Here is a 13366-nt window from a genome sequence, read left to right as displayed (position 1 = left end):
GCACAGCCGTTTAATCCTGCTGCACGGAGAACACGTTTGTTGTCCGCCAACCTTCCCAACCTGTCAAAAACACCATGAAAAGACTCCTTCCCCTCCTGATTGCCTGTTTCCTTCCGGTTTTGGCTGCCCGGGCACAGACCACTCTCTTCCAGACCGACTTCACCGGCGAAAACGGCACCACGCCAGCGAGTTTCGTCCTGAAGAACGGGACCGTCGCGAACCTGTTTATTCAAAACAACGAATATCGGGCTGTATCCGGAACAGCCAATTTGCTTTCCGTCTACGAACCGGACGCCGGCGCCTATGAGCTGACCGATTACACGGTCAGCGCCCACTTCCGTATCGGAGACTACAGAGCCGGTGCCTATGCCGGACTGGTCGCCCGCTTCACGAGCACCGTCAATTTTTATCAGGCGCGGCTCTTCATCAGCGATACGAGCGGGAACTCGACGCTCCAGATCTACAAGACAGTCGGCGGGGCAACCACGCTTCTCGCGGAATCCGGCTCCTTCGTCTATGACAAGGCTACGACATGGGAGCTGGTTTTCACGGTGGATGGAGACTCGCTTTCCGCCACTCTCCACAATCAGTCGGACTCTGTCGTGACGTCTCTTCTCGCGACGGACACGTCCTTGACGCAGGGCACGGCCGGCGTGCGCACCACTCCCCCGAGTGGCAGCGCGGTGGTCTACGAAGATTTTGCTATCACGACAGCCGCCATTCCCGAACCTGCCAGCGTTGCGGTCGCCATCGGCGCGCTGGGGCTTGTCGCGGCATTCGCGCTTCGTCGTCGCCAGGCAGCGGGACGTGCGTAAGCGCAGCGAGCTCACTCCTCCACCTTCGTTAAAGAAATCCCCGATTTCCTCCATGAACCCGCATTCCACTTCCCTGTCCTCCCTCCTTCGTCTGACGTCCGCCGCATTGCTGTCAGCCTGTCTGCTGGCGGCATCGGCCGTCGCCGGGACGCTGTTCTCCGCCGACTTCAAGAGCGCGGAGGAGGGCAAGCGGCCGCCCGGATTCCGGCTGGTCAATGGCGGGGATGCCGAAATGGGCGTATCCAAGGGGGAAGTACGCTTCACGAAATCGTCCAGACACCTGCTGGCCGTTTCCGAGGAGCCCTCGCTGGCCGCGGCAGCGGATTACACGGTGACAACACGGCTTCGTTTCGGGAGCGGAAACGATATCTGGGGCGGCGTGGTTGCCCGGTTGAGAAATGACGGATCCTTTTATCATGCCCGCATTTACACGCTCAAGGATGGCAAGGCGGAGTTGCAACTCTACCGGGTCGGCGGCCCCGGCACTCTCCTGCTCGGCAAGGACGAATTCGACATCCGTACCGGAGTCGTCATGACCCTTGCGCTCACGGTCAAGGGTTCCACGCAGCAGGCCGTCCTGACGGATCGCAGCGGGAACCGGATTGCGACGATCAGTGCCAGCGATGCGGCTTACATCAATGGTCCGGCCGGAATGCGCGCGATGCCCAAGGGCAGCGTGGTGGTCTTCGAGAGCTTCACGGTGACCACGGAGGACTGAGCCGGCGGCCCTGCGGAAATGAGTCAGTTCCTGGCGGTTGTTGCGATCGCCCCGGAGACCTGCCGGGCCAGCGCCATGACCTCGCCGGCCAGCGTTTCGCGGTCATGTACCGGCAACTCCTGGTAACGCACGAGGAGGGCCACCGCCATGCGCGGATACGGGAGCAGCAGCTCGTTGACCGGAGCGGCAACGGAAGCGTGATAGACGGTTGTCTCGCGCATGTTCCACGCCACGCCGTTCTCGCGGGCGGCGCGCAGCTCCTTGTAAAAACGCTCCGGGTCCAGACTCGTGTGTTCGGTGATCGTCGGATCGCCGGGATGCGGCGCGTAGTCGGGCCACTCGGATTCGGGACGCCGGGCGACGAGGATTTTCCCGGCCGAGCTCGCATACACCGGCCCGTGCGTGCCGAGCTGGGTGGTGTTGCCTTCGTCTCCGGCGGCGCAAACGACGTAGGTGTCGCGGCCGCCCAGCATGCTCAGGTAAACGCTGCACCGGAGACGTGAGGCGGCGGCGCGGAGCAGCGGATCGACGCGTGTATTGGGACCAAACTGCGAGGCGAATTCATGAATGAATCCGAAGATCCCCGGATGCAGCGAATAGCGCAACGTGGCGGGATTTTGTTGCACGAAACCGAGCTTGCCGAGGATCTGCAGGAGACGGTGCGCGGACGATTTGTAGATGCCGAGCGCCTGCCCCACCTGGGTCACGCCGAGCGGCGTGCCGCTGCGCACGAGCACGCGCACAACGTCGAGGCCCTGGCTCAGGGTTGTTTTCTGGTCGGGTTCGGAGGAGCGGTCGGCGGGCATGGGCATCGGGTGATCGGGAGGGCATGGCAAACGGACAGGCGAGGGAGAGATGTCGCAATCCTGAAAAGTGGCGCGGGCTGCCTGAAGCCCGCGCCACGCGGAGGGGCAACGCCCATGGGCAGGATGCCCATGCCACGTTCACGGCAGTTCACTCCGCTGAACCGGGTCTCTCCCGGACCGCGCTTTGCGCTGCACTTTCCGGGCCGGGCCGCCGCAACACTGGCGGGATGAATTTCGAAACCCGGGAAATACGCGCGACATGTGTGGTGGTGGGCGGCGGTTCGGCCGGTTACGGAGCGGCGATGGCCGCGGCGCGCGATGGCTGCGATGTGCTCCTCGTGGAGCGTCACGGTTACCTCGGCGGCATGGGCACCGCCGCCGGACTCGGTTCCTGGATCAACTACCGCCATCAGGAGCGGGACCTCTCCGAGTCGATGTACCGGGAACTTAAATACGTCCTGTTCGAAGCCGGTCACGGGTATCCGGGTGATGGCGGCCACGTGGATATTTTTGAAGTCGAGGCGTGCAAGCACCTCATGGAGCAAACCCTGCTCCGGCACGGCGGACGGGTCCTCTACCACGCCCTTCTGCGCAATGTCGCACGCGCCGGCAACGACTGGCGGCTGGAGTTTGCCTGCAAGGGCGCCACGGTGGCCGTGCGCGCCCGCTTCGTGATCGACGCCACCGGCGACGCGGACACCTGCGCGCTGGCCGGGGCGACGATGACCCACGGACGCCGCAGCGACGGCAAGGCCCAGCCCATGTCGATGATCGTGCAACTCGGCGGCTTCGACCCTCGCGCCTGGGCCTCGCAAACGGGTGGACGTCTCCTGCGCAACCGCTATGCCGCAGGAGGCGACTGTTTTGCCAGCGAAGTGGCGCGAGCCAGGGCCGCGGGCGAATGGTCAATCCCGCGCGAGAACATTGCCATGTGGTGGTCGATGCCGGACGATCCTGCGCGCGTTGGCGTCAACGGCACGCGTCTGCTCGGTTACAATGCCTGCAATCCGTTCGACGTAACGGCTGCCGAGATCGAAGGGCGCAGGCAGGCGCAGGAGCTGGCGCGGTTTTTCCGAAAGTACATTCCCGGTTTCGGACACAGCTATCTTCTGCAAACCGGCCCCCAGGTCGGCGTGCGCGAATCACGCCGGATCGTGGGGCGCTCCACGCTGGAGGAGGCCGACATCCTCGCCTGCCGCGAGCCGGAAGATCTGGTGGTGCGCTGCGCGTATCCCATCGACATCCACGCCCCCGACAGCGCCACCACCAGCTTCGACCGTGTATCGCGGGAATTTCTTTACGGTGTCCCGTATGGTTGCCTGTTGCCTGCCGGTTTGGAAAACATCGCTGCGGCCGGCCGCTGTATCAGCGCCACCCATGAAGCGGCGGGCAGCTTCCGTGTCATGCCCACTTGCATGGCGCTGGGCGAGGCGGCAGGCGCGGCGGTCGCGCTGGCGGTTCGTCATGACTGCCTGTTGGGGGACGTAAGCGCGCGAGCCGTGCGGGCGCGGCTGGATGAAGCGCTGGAAAATACGACCTTGTCCTCACCTGCGCTGGCCGTGGCCTGAAACCGGATACGCGGGACAGGCGTACGCGTTGGCATCATCATCGATCCTGTCGTATCCGGGCAAGGGGCGCGATCAGCGGGCCCGGTGTGGAGATCCGGATACCTGTCGTGAGGCGAGAAAACTGTCGGCCGTGTAGACGATCAGGCCGGCCCAGATGCAGGCGAAGGCCCACAGTTGCGGCGTCTCCAGCGTCTCGTGATAGACGAAGAGGCCGATCAGGAATTGCAGGGTGGGGTTGATATAGAGCAGCAGGCCCATCGTGGTCAGGCGCAGGCGCCGGGCTCCCCAGCCGAAGAGGAGCAGCGGCACGGCCGTCACCAGACCGACGCTGAGAAGCCAGCCGTGTTGCGCGAGGTTGACGTGGCCGAGTGCGCCGTCGCCTCGCAGCGCCAGCCAGACAAGCCAGCCGGCGGCGAGCGGAAACAGGAGCAGCGTTTCCACCGTAAGGCTGGCGAGCGCGCCGAGTGCGGACTGTTTTTTGAGGATGCCGTAAAGCGACCACGAGCCCGCCAGCCCGAAGGCGATCCACGGGATGTGCCCGAGCCGCAGCAGCAGGATCGCCACGCCGATGCCGGCAAGAACGATGGCGCTCCATTGCAGGCGGCTCAGGCGCTCGCGCAGGAAGGCGCAGCCGAGCGCCACGTTGCACAACGGGGTCAGGAAATAGCCGAGGCTGCACTCGACGACGTGATTGTTGTTTACGCCCCACACGAAGATCAGCCAGTTGCAGGCGAGCAGCACGCTGCTCAGGGCGTTGAGCGCGACGAGTCGTGTGTTGGCGAATACGGCAAACGTCCCGCGCAGCGTTCCCTGCCAGGCCAGCACGGCGAACAGGAAAAGCAGTGACCACACGATCCGGTGGCAGATGAGCTCCGTCGCCGGGATGCCCTGCATCTGTTTCCAGAAAACCGGAAACAGCCCCCACAGCACGAAACAACCGCCGGCCGCGAGCGCGCCGCGGGTGGCGGACGAGGGGCCGGCGGAAACCGGTGCGGAGGAAAAAGGAGGACTGGCGACCGACGCTGTCCCGGATGCGGATGTGGCGGGAGTGCTCACGAAAAGGCCCCATCACAGGTAGAGCATCGGCGCCAGTCAACCGGGCGAAGCGAGGGCGTTGACCGAAATCCGGCGGGACATCAAACCGGTCCGGATGATTTGCCCCAAGGCGGAGGTTTGACATAAGTCCGGTTCAGGATTGGATTTTGTCCCATACCACCGCCCATGCTCGACCGAATTACAGACCGAATCCTGAATCCTTTTCGCAGGTGGCGTCCCAATGCCGAGGCGGATGCGATCAAGCGTGAGTTTCGCGAATCGGTGGCCCGTCATGCCGCCAACGGCGAGGCTCGCAAGGCGCTCGCCGAAAACCTGAGTCTGATGGGCATCGATATCGCAAGCAAGGAACGGCCCCGGCTTGTCGGGATCAGGGGGAAGCGGTTTGCGGGAAGATAGAACGTACCCGCATGACTACCGCATGCTTTTTGAGCATGAGGTGAAGCCGATCGTCGTTGGCGGTCAGGCGGTCAACCTTTGGGCAATCGCTTATCTGGAAGATGGGGATCCGTTGATCGCTGCGACCAAATACGGGAGCGGTGATATGGATGTGCTTCAGGAAAACAGGGTGATCGAAATGCTACGCAATCTTCCGGGCTGGCAGTATGAGAAGACCCCGATATGGAGTCTCTCGCTCAGGAGAGGACAAGTCCATGGAAGGTCTCCCGATGGGCGGCGTCTGCTGGTCGAAGTTTTGACAAAAGTGAACGGTCTGGAAAAGACCGATATCGAATGTGCAACCGTTGAGCATGCAGGGGTCGTTTATCAACTGTTGGACCCGATTGCCTTGCTCAAGGCCAAGGCCGCCAATGTGCGTACGCTCCGGCAGGACGACGATCCGCCGCGTCATGATCGCGAACATCTTCGGCTGGTTGCGCGATGTTTTCCGCTCTACTTGCGTGACATGGTGGCAGGTGCTGTGGGTGGAGATCAGGAAGATGTGCGAAATGCCAAGGTCACTATCAGCCGCGCGTTTGCCGTCTTGCAGGATTCGAAAACCGCCAGGGTGTTGCTTGCCGAGGGAATTTCTCCGGCCAGTCTCATGCCGCCGGAACTGGCGGATTGTCCCATCGAGCCGATCCGGCGTGCGTATCAGCACCAGATGCCGCGTTTGTTGCAGGCCGGGTAAATAGACGGGGAGCATCCGCATTCAGGCTTTGCTCAGGGGCGCCCGCCGGGGCGTGCGGTTTTGCGTCTCTTCTTTTTCTGCGGCACGACGCCGATCCGCGGGTCGCGGCGGCGGACGAGGCTGACGAGGCGTTCGGCGACGGATTCGAAACGGTTGTCCGATTCCCGCAGGTAGAGCCACTTGGGCAGGACGGGGTGCGGGGCGAGTTCGGGAAACTCGGCCATGAGCGCGGCGTGGTGCTCGTGCGAGGTGGCCACACAGACGCCGCGCCAGTCCTCGTCGGTGCTCGTGGTGAAGTAGAGCATCAGCTTGCCGTCGAGGTACGCGGCGCGTCCGCCGAACATGGGGCGCAGCAGAAACGTCGGGTCCGCCTCGAGCGGCTCCCAGAGCCACGCATGCGGATGGATTTTTCGGATTTTGCCGGAAGGCAGGTCGCGCATGCCGACACTCATAACCTTCCCGGCCGCCGGCGTCTATCCCGGGTGCGGGCTGCCAGGGAAGACACCCGGCTGGCTGAAACCGGTCATGCGGCGCATTAGCCGGCGTGCTGGCGTGGGCGTTTTGATGCAACCGGCATGCGGCTGGCTTCGGCCCTTTCCGACTCAATGAAAAATCGGGAAACCATCCTTTCAAAACGCCTCGTGCGCGGGCTGCCGGAGCCGGACGATTATTTTATCGGCTTGCGGCGGTTGCCGGAGGAGTTGCCCGACAACGTGTTGCTCTTCGCCCGCCGCTTGATCGCCGACCTGCACCGGCCGGCGGACATCACCTCGACGTTTCACCAGCGCTGGGTGCTGGTCGTGGCCATGACCGGCGGGGGCACCATCGTGCTCGACCAGCAGCCGCATCGTCTCACGCCCGGCCATGTGCTGCTGGTGCCGCCGCTGCATCTGCACGCCTACGAAAACGTCGATCCGCAACTGCTCTGGCTTTACGTGACGTTCGAGTGGCCGGGGCACACCGCGCTTTCGGAAGCATGGCGCGGCGGGCCGCGGCGCCTTTCCGGAGCGGCGTCGCGCCGGCTGGGAGCGTTGTTCACGGCCTGGCGCGGCCCGGAAGCGGACGGTCTCGTGGCCGCAGCCCATCTGCTCGCGCTGCTGCGTAGCCTGTTTCCGAATACGGAAACGGAGACGAAGGGCTCCGAACCGGAGGGGTTGATCGCCGCGATCCAGGCGGGAGCCGCCGCCGATCCGGGAGGAACGCTGGTCGCACTCGCGCGGCGCGTGGGGTTGAGCGAGAGCCATCTGCGCGCGCGTTTCCGGCGCGAGGTGGGCATCAGCCTGGGGCGCTATCTGCGCGAGGCGCGGCTGCGGCAGGCGGCGGTCTGGATCGGCGAAGGGGGGATGAGCGTGAAGGAGGCGGCGAGCCGGGCGGGTTATCCCGACATGCACACCTTCAGCCGCGCGTTCAGCCGCGTGCTGGGGCAGCCGCCTTCGTCGATGCGCGGGTTGTCCGGACCGGCGCGGGGGCAAGAGGATACCAGGAAGGCAGGAGGCGGGGGCTGAAAGAAAGCCGGGCGGCTCCACGAGATGGCCGCCCGGCCCGGGCACCGGTCATACCGTCATGGATACGACCGGAAAAGGTCCCGGCGGGGTGACCCCGTCCGGGTTGGATGTAACGAAGAAAAATGACGGGTGGCGCGGGGAGCACAGCACGGGCTGGAAGCCCGTGCTGCTTCATGGGCAGGATGCCCATGCCACGTCGGTCGATGGCGGCCTACCACCAGGATTCGGCCTGGACGCCGAAGACCCAGGTGCCGTTGGCCCCGGCCTTGGAGCCGTTCATGTACTCGGTGTGGTCGTTGCCGCCCCAGTAGTAGTAGCCGGCATAGGCGCGCAATTCCGGCCGCGACATGACGCCGCCGCCTCCCGGCTTGACCACCCCGGAGATCAGGAATTTGGCCATCGCCGTGTCGGTGTCTTTCGCCGTGTACCGGTCATCGGTGGCCCAGTCCACGGCGAACTCCCCGGCAAGGCCCAGTTTCGACGTGAACATGTACACCGGCCGGATAGCCGTGGTCACGAACACCCGGTCGGCCGAGGAGCCCCCGGCCGGCGTGTAGCCGAGATCGTCCCACTGCGCCATCACCGCCCAGTTGAACGAGAACCGGTCCGAAACCTGCCACACGAGGTCGTTGGTGAACAGCAGCGTCTGCGCGTCCTCCATCCAGTCCTTCGCCGGCGGCGTGCCGTCGTTGATGATCGGCACTGCCGCGGTCAGCCCGTAGGCTCCGCCGAACCCGTATTGCAGCGAGGCCGTGTTGGCTCCCTTGGCGAATTCGTTCTTCTGCACCCAGCCGAAAGCCAGGCCGGGGGTGGACTCGGGCGCCCAGGCATCCGAGATTCCGTCGGTGCCCTTGACGGCTTGGGGCGAGACCCAGAGCATGCCCGAGCCGCCGAAGACGGGCAGGTCGCTCCAGCGGATGTCCAGGGTGTGCTTGGTCACGTAGTAGCGGTTGTCCACCAGCAGGCGGTCGTCCTCCTTGTCGCCGATATAGTAGGCCACATGCAGTTTGCCGACCTTCAGGGGGATGTTCTCGATGCCGCCGCCGTGGCCGAGGGTGTTCAGGTACTTGTAGTCGAACATGTGGACGTCGCGGCGGTCGTACCAGCGCTTGCCGGCCCACAGCTGGATTTCGGGACTGGTCCGGAAGACATTGCTGGCGGTGACGTAAAGCTCGCTCAGGTAGATGTCGGCATTGTCGTCGGCGCCGTCGACGTCATAGGCGGTGAACCAGGCGGACATGGTGGCGTGCATGCCCCACTTGATCGAGTCCTCGGTGGCCTGGGGCAGCGTGTAGTGGAAAAACAGGTCCAGGTAGGTGTCGTCCTCGTTGCCGAGGCGGCCGAGGCGGGAGCCGCCGATGCCGTCGCCGGCGGAGATCTTGCCCTGGCTGCCGCCGTGCTCGTTGATGCCGCCGCCGGCGCGCAGGTAGCCGTTGATGGAGAGATTCCGGGTGATGGACAGGTCCTCGGACAGGAGTTTTTCGTAGAACGAAGGCGAGCGGACTTCCTCGAGGGACTGGCTGGTGGCCTGCTGGCCCTGCTCGAGGGCGGCGGTCTGCGCGCCGAGCGTGGCCAGCTTCTTTTCCAGCTCGGCGATGCGGGCCTCGGCTGCCTGCTGCGCCTGGAGGGCGGCCTTCGCGGCGGCTTCCTGGGCTTCTCGCGAAGCCCTGATTTCGGAGCGGAGGGCTTCGAGGTCCTCCGCCGACTGGGCAAACGCGGGCGTCGAGCCGATGCTCGTGCCCACGGCAACGAGCGCAGCCATGAGGAGGGTGCGCCCGGGGTGGTGATTTCTTGATAGGTGCATGGTGGTTTGCATTCGGGTTGTCAGGGTAGAGAGGAAATCCGGAGTGCAGCGTCGGGTGCCGGGGAAATGGAAGGGAGGGCGGAGCGAGGCAGGATTCGGGCAAGGCAGCAGCCTTGCCCGTGCGGACACGGGTGGCGGAGGCGGCGCGGCGGGCGTTCAGGGTTTCGCGCGGGGCGCCGGACGGAGGTCAGAGGTCAAGTGGAAACGAAAAAGGAAAATCAGTGCGGGGCGGCTGCGGCGGAGCGGGTGGCCTTGTCGAGGACGAGTACCTTGCGGGCGGTCTGTTCGTCGGTAATGAGGATGTCGATACAGCCGGTGCGGAGGGCGCCGAGGATGGCGGCGACCTTGTCGGTGCCGCCGGCGGGCGCGATGACGGGGTTGATGTTGCGCATGTCGTCGAAGGTGAGGCTGACGATGCGGCGGTCGAATTCGGTCTCGACGGGCTTGCCGTTGATGTCGAAGTAGCGGCAGGAGATGTCGCCGACGGCGCCCTTGGCGCGGAGTTCGTCGATCATGATGGGATCGAAGAAGCCGGCGGAGACGGCGGTGGCGTCGTGCGCGACGCGGCCGATGCCGATCATGGCGCGGGAGGCGGAGCGGGCCATGTCGAGGCAGGCGCGGATGCTGCGGTCGGCGAGGAGGATTTCCTTCACCTGGATGGAGCTGACGATGGCGGGGAGGGGCAGGTGGTAGACGCGGGCCCCGAGTTTCTCGCCCATGACGCTGGCGAGGCGGATGGGGTTGATGGACTCGCCGCTGTTGAGGCAGCCGATGGCCTGGGCGAGGACGGCGCCCTCGATTTTTTTGCCGGAAAGGGCGTTGGCGACTTCGAGCGCGGTGGCGCCCCAGGCGGTGGCGAGGACTTCGCCGGGCTGCATGGTGCTTTCGAGCAGGAGGGCGGTGGCCTTGCCGATGGCTTGCCGGATCTCGACGTTGGTGGCGTTGGGCGGGGTGGGGACGATGTAGGCGTTGGTGAGCGAGAAGTGCTGGCGGATTTCGTCGGCCAGGGTGAGACGGCTGAGGAGATCGGGGCGCAGCGAGATGGTGACGAGGCCTTCGTCGCGGGCACGGGAGAGGAGATTGGCCACGGCGGGGCGGGAGATGTCGAACTGGGCGGCGATCTCGGCCTGGGTGAGGTTGTGGTGGTAATACAGCCAGGCCGCGGTGATCGTGGCATCGATATCGGTGCCGAAGGATCGCGTGTCGTCGCCGGAGCCGGTGATTGCTGGAGATTGGGCCATAACCAAATCCAATGCACGCGCGGGGGCCGGGGGGGAATGCTGAAGTTCCGGCATTATATGAGTTGCGTCGATCATTGGAGGGGTGGCTATGGCAGGCCGTTGATGGATGGAAGGTTGCGCAGGAAAGCCGTCGGCGGGTCAGGGGGCGCGGCGCGGGGTTTTGCGGGAGAGTTCGGCGGCGGCCACGAGGCAACCGACGACTTCGCGTGACGAAAGGCCCGGGGCGAGCGATTCGTAGTACGCTTCTTCGGCGGGCGTGAGCGAGGCCGGAGGCGGCGGACGGTGGCCGGCAGCCGGGGTCGGGGAAGACGGGGCATCTCCGGCAACGGGGCGCCGGCTCCGGAGGGCGTCGGCGAGTTCGCGGGTGGGCGGGAGGCTGCGGATGGCGGTCATGGCGGGTGGCGAGGGTGGATGGGTTGCGGTGCGGCAAGCGACGCCCCTACGGGTTGGCGCCGAAGGCCCGGGCGAGGGTTTTGAGAATGAGGGCGCAGGAGGTGGCGCCGGCGTCGAGAACGCCGCGGGAGCGTTCGCCGAGGCGGGCGGCGCGGCCGAGTTTGGCGACGAGGTCTTTTGTCGAATCGCGTCCGCGGTCGGCGGCTTCGGTCATGCGGGCGAGAGCGTCGGGGATCGTGGCGCCGGCGGCGATGGCCTCGCGGTACGCGGCTTCGGCGGGAGCGAGGGTGTCGATGATGGTCTTGTCGCCGACCTTGGCGTCACCGAGTCCGGAGACGCCGGTCATGGCGCCGGCGAGCATGGCGGCGAGGGTCTGCGGATCGGCGAGGTCCTTGTCGCGCGAGGCGAGGCTCATCTGGATGAAGAAGGTGCCGTAGATCGGACCCATGGAGCCGCCGATGTCGGTAAGGAGCGTCTTGCCGATGAGGGCGAGGGCTTCGGGCACGGTGGGCTCGCGGTCGCCGAGGCGGGTTTTTACGAGCTGGAAACCTTTGGCCATGTTGACGCCGTGGTCGCCGTCGCCGATGGCGCCGTCGACTTCGCTGAGGTAGGCCTTGTTGGTTTCGATGGTGTCGACGAGCGCGAGAATCAGGTCGCGGCCGGCGGGAAGGGTCAGGGTGGTGGTCATGTCAGTTCAGGGTTCAGAGTTTGGAGTTCAGGGTTTGGAGTCGGGGCGAGGCGCTTCCGCGCCTCGTCGGCAGCGGCTGGAAAGCCGCCGCTCCTTTTCAGTGTTGGGTGAGGCCGAGGCTGTCGCAGTCGAGGTCGATCAGCTTTTCGAGTTCCCCGTCGAGTTTCATGAGGGTGAAGGTGATGCCGCGCATTTCGAGCGACGTGAAATAGTTGCCGAGGTACGCGCGGTGCACGGTGATGCCGGCGGCGGCGAGGAGGTCGGCAACCTTGTTGTGGGCGATGGCCAGCTCCATCACGGGCGTGGCGCCGAGGCCGGAGATGAGGACGACGACCTTGTCGCCCTTCACGAAGGGTTTGTCGGGCAGGATGAGGTCGAGCGCGAGTTGCGCGATCTCGTCGGCGGTGCCGAGGTCGCGGACCTCGACGCCGGGTTCGCCGTGGTGGCCGATGCCGACCTCCATCTTGCCGTCGGCAATGGTGAAGTTCTCCTTGCCGACCGCCGGGAGGACACAGGAGCTGAGGCCGACGCCGACGCTGCGGGTATTGTCGATGGCTTTTTGCGCGGCGGCGACGACTTCGTCGAGCGTGCCACCGAGCGCGGCGCGGGCGCATCCGACCTTCCACATGAGGACTTCGCCGGCGACGCCGCGGCGTTTGCCGGGCTGGTCTTTCGGCGCTGAGGCGACGTCGTCGTTGGCGACCACGGTCTTGACGGTGATGCCTTCGAGCTCGGCGAGCTGGCGGGCCATCCTGACGTTCATGTTGTCGCCGGCGTAGTTGCCGTAGAGGCACGCGACACCCTGGCCGGAGTCGGCGGCCTTGAAGGCGTCGAAGAACGCTTTCGCGGTGGGTGACGAGAAAAGTTCGCCGATGGCGACAGCGTCGAGGAGGTTGCGGCCGACGTAGCCGAGGAAGGCAGGTTCGTGTCCCGAACCGCCGCCGGTGACGACGCCGACCTTGCCGGCGACGGGCGCGGCGGGGCGGCGGAGGGCACGCGGGTTTTCCGTGGTGGCGAAGTACTGCGGGTACGCCTTGAGGTAACCGGAGACGGCGTCCTCGACGACGAGAGAGGGATCGTTGATGATGCGTTGCATGGGTGGCTTCAGGTTTGGAGTTTCGGAGTTTGGAGTTTGGCGTCTGGAGTTGAGCGCGGCACAGGGGGGCAGGCGCTCAGCAGGCGTGGAGCTGGCGTTCGATGGCGGAGATGCGGTCAACCTTGGGGCCGGAGCGGGCGCTTTCGAATTCGGAGCCGAGCCAGATGTCGACGAGGCTCTTGGCGAGCTCCTCGCCGACGACGCGGGAGCCGAGCGTCATGATCTGGCAGTCGTTGCTCTTGCGGGCGCGTTCGGCGGAGTAGGCGTCGTGACAGACGGCGGCGCGGATGCCGGGCACCTTGTTCGCCGTAATGCAGACGCCGATACCGGTGCCGCAGATGAGGATGCCGCGGTCGTGTTTGCCCTCGGCGACGGCCTGCGCGACGACGAGCGCGATGTCGGGATAGAGGCTCGGGTCCTTGTTGAAGACGCCGTAGTCTTTTGTCTCGTAGCCTCGCGCGGCGAGGTGCTTGCCGATGACGGCCTTGAGGTCGAAGCCGGCTTCGTCGGCCCCGAGCGCGATGGACTTGCGGGAGGGAGTGCTGATGGC

15 protein-coding genes are annotated in these 13366 nt (G+C 65.4%); 6 read left to right on the top strand and 9 right to left on the bottom strand.

Annotated features, from left to right (window positions below; translation table 11 throughout):
- Positions 1-74 precede the first annotated feature (74 nt).
- Positions 75-815: an anchor protein gene (locus OPIT5_10110; protein AHF90507.1), complete on the top strand. Its 741-nt coding sequence runs from the start codon at positions 75-77 to the stop codon at positions 813-815.
- 52 nt (positions 816-867) lie between these two features.
- Positions 868-1533: a hypothetical protein gene (locus OPIT5_10105; protein ID AHF90506.1), complete on the top strand. Its 666-nt coding sequence runs from the start codon at positions 868-870 to the stop codon at positions 1531-1533.
- A gap of 23 nt (positions 1534-1556) precedes the next feature.
- Here the strand turns inward: OPIT5_10105 and OPIT5_10100 are convergent, their stop codons facing one another.
- Positions 1557-2339 carry a transcriptional regulator gene (locus OPIT5_10100; GenBank protein ID AHF90505.1) on the bottom strand — a complete coding sequence of 261 codons (783 nt, stop codon included), beginning with the start codon at positions 2337-2339 and terminating at the stop codon, positions 1557-1559.
- Positions 2340-2566: 227 nt separating this feature from the next.
- Between OPIT5_10100 and OPIT5_10095 the strand changes: the two genes are divergently transcribed.
- On the top strand, positions 2567-3907 hold the full coding sequence (locus OPIT5_10095; protein AHF90504.1) for an FAD-dependent pyridine nucleotide-disulfide oxidoreductase: 1341 nt from the start codon (positions 2567-2569) through the stop codon (positions 3905-3907).
- 72 nt (positions 3908-3979) lie between these two features.
- Here the strand turns inward: OPIT5_10095 and OPIT5_10090 are convergent, their stop codons facing one another.
- Positions 3980-4963 carry a membrane protein gene (locus OPIT5_10090; protein ID AHF90503.1) on the bottom strand — a complete coding sequence of 328 codons (984 nt, stop codon included), beginning with the start codon at positions 4961-4963 and terminating at the stop codon, positions 3980-3982.
- 165 nt (positions 4964-5128) lie between these two features.
- On the opposite strand from OPIT5_10090, the gene OPIT5_10085 reads away from it, so the two are divergent.
- A complete protein-coding gene (locus OPIT5_10085; GenBank protein ID AHF90502.1) occupies positions 5129-5359 on the top strand; it encodes a hypothetical protein in 231 nt (76 codons plus the stop codon).
- A 22-nt stretch (positions 5360-5381) separates the two neighbouring features.
- On the top strand, positions 5382-6089 hold the full coding sequence (locus OPIT5_10080) for a hypothetical protein (protein AHF90501.1): 708 nt from the start codon (positions 5382-5384) through the stop codon (positions 6087-6089).
- A 32-nt stretch (positions 6090-6121) separates the two neighbouring features.
- Here the strand turns inward: OPIT5_10080 and OPIT5_10075 are convergent, their stop codons facing one another.
- On the bottom strand, positions 6122-6541 hold the full coding sequence (locus OPIT5_10075; protein ID AHF90500.1) for a hypothetical protein: 420 nt from the start codon (positions 6539-6541) through the stop codon (positions 6122-6124).
- Positions 6542-6694: 153 nt separating this feature from the next.
- Here OPIT5_10075 and OPIT5_10070 point away from each other — a divergent pair, with 153 nt between their 5' ends.
- Complete coding sequence (locus tag OPIT5_10070; GenBank protein ID AHF90499.1) at positions 6695-7594, top strand: AraC family transcriptional regulator; 900 nt, start codon at positions 6695-6697, stop codon at positions 7592-7594.
- Positions 7595-7805: 211 nt separating this feature from the next.
- On the opposite strand, the gene OPIT5_10065 is transcribed toward OPIT5_10070, so the two are convergent.
- The 6 genes from OPIT5_10065 to OPIT5_10040 form a co-directional block, all read right to left on the bottom strand.
- Positions 7806-9410 carry a porin gene (locus OPIT5_10065; GenBank protein AHF90498.1) on the bottom strand — a complete coding sequence of 535 codons (1605 nt, stop codon included), beginning with the start codon at positions 9408-9410 and terminating at the stop codon, positions 7806-7808.
- A gap of 206 nt (positions 9411-9616) precedes the next feature.
- Entirely contained in the window at positions 9617-10714 is a 1098-nt protein-coding gene (locus OPIT5_10060) for a transcriptional regulator (protein ID AHF90497.1), read from the bottom strand.
- A 63-nt stretch (positions 10715-10777) separates the two neighbouring features.
- On the bottom strand, positions 10778-11032 hold the full coding sequence (locus tag OPIT5_10055) for a hypothetical protein (protein AHF90496.1): 255 nt from the start codon (positions 11030-11032) through the stop codon (positions 10778-10780).
- A gap of 46 nt (positions 11033-11078) precedes the next feature.
- Entirely contained in the window at positions 11079-11720 is a 642-nt protein-coding gene (locus OPIT5_10050) for a dihydroxyacetone kinase (GenBank protein AHF90495.1), read from the bottom strand.
- Between the two features lie 97 nt (positions 11721-11817).
- Positions 11818-12816 (bottom strand): dihydroxyacetone kinase subunit K, encoded by a 999-nt coding sequence (locus OPIT5_10045; protein ID AHF90494.1) that lies wholly within the window; start codon positions 12814-12816, stop codon positions 11818-11820.
- 76 nt (positions 12817-12892) lie between these two features.
- Positions 12893-13339 (bottom strand): ribose 5-phosphate isomerase, encoded by a 447-nt coding sequence (locus OPIT5_10040; GenBank protein ID AHF90493.1) that lies wholly within the window; start codon positions 13337-13339, stop codon positions 12893-12895.
- Positions 13340-13366 lie beyond the last annotated feature (27 nt).

The sequence above is a fragment of the Opitutaceae bacterium TAV5 genome (assembly GCA_000242935.3).
Taxonomy (GTDB): Bacteria; Verrucomicrobiota; Verrucomicrobiia; order Opitutales; family Opitutaceae; genus Geminisphaera.
Note: the sequence above shows the minus strand (reverse complement) of the source record. Positions and strands in the feature narration are given on the sequence as shown.

Excerpts from the sequence above, each read along its gene's own strand:
- OPIT5_10100 (AHF90505.1), bottom strand. The coding sequence starts at position 2,339 with ATGCCCGCCGACCGCTCCTCCGAACCCGACCAGAAAACAACCCTGAGC.
- OPIT5_10060 (AHF90497.1), bottom strand. The coding sequence starts at position 10,714 with ATGATCGACGCAACTCATATAATGCCGGAACTTCAGCATTCCCCCCCG.
- OPIT5_10050 (AHF90495.1), bottom strand. The coding sequence starts at position 11,720 with ATGACCACCACCCTGACCCTTCCCGCCGGCCGCGACCTGATTCTCGCG.
- OPIT5_10075 (AHF90500.1), bottom strand. The coding sequence starts at position 6,541 with ATGAGTGTCGGCATGCGCGACCTGCCTTCCGGCAAAATCCGAAAAATC.
- OPIT5_10080 (AHF90501.1), top strand. The coding sequence starts at position 5,382 with ATGCTTTTTGAGCATGAGGTGAAGCCGATCGTCGTTGGCGGTCAGGCG.
- OPIT5_10055 (AHF90496.1), bottom strand. The coding sequence starts at position 11,032 with ATGACCGCCATCCGCAGCCTCCCGCCCACCCGCGAACTCGCCGACGCC.
- OPIT5_10095 (AHF90504.1), top strand. The coding sequence starts at position 2,567 with ATGAATTTCGAAACCCGGGAAATACGCGCGACATGTGTGGTGGTGGGC.
- OPIT5_10105 (AHF90506.1), top strand. The coding sequence starts at position 868 with ATGAACCCGCATTCCACTTCCCTGTCCTCCCTCCTTCGTCTGACGTCC.
- OPIT5_10065 (AHF90498.1), bottom strand. The coding sequence starts at position 9,410 with ATGCAAACCACCATGCACCTATCAAGAAATCACCACCCCGGGCGCACC.
- OPIT5_10070 (AHF90499.1), top strand. The coding sequence starts at position 6,695 with ATGAAAAATCGGGAAACCATCCTTTCAAAACGCCTCGTGCGCGGGCTG.
- OPIT5_10045 (AHF90494.1), bottom strand. The coding sequence starts at position 12,816 with ATGCAACGCATCATCAACGATCCCTCTCTCGTCGTCGAGGACGCCGTC.
- OPIT5_10110 (AHF90507.1), top strand. The coding sequence starts at position 75 with ATGAAAAGACTCCTTCCCCTCCTGATTGCCTGTTTCCTTCCGGTTTTG.
- OPIT5_10085 (AHF90502.1), top strand. The coding sequence starts at position 5,129 with ATGCTCGACCGAATTACAGACCGAATCCTGAATCCTTTTCGCAGGTGG.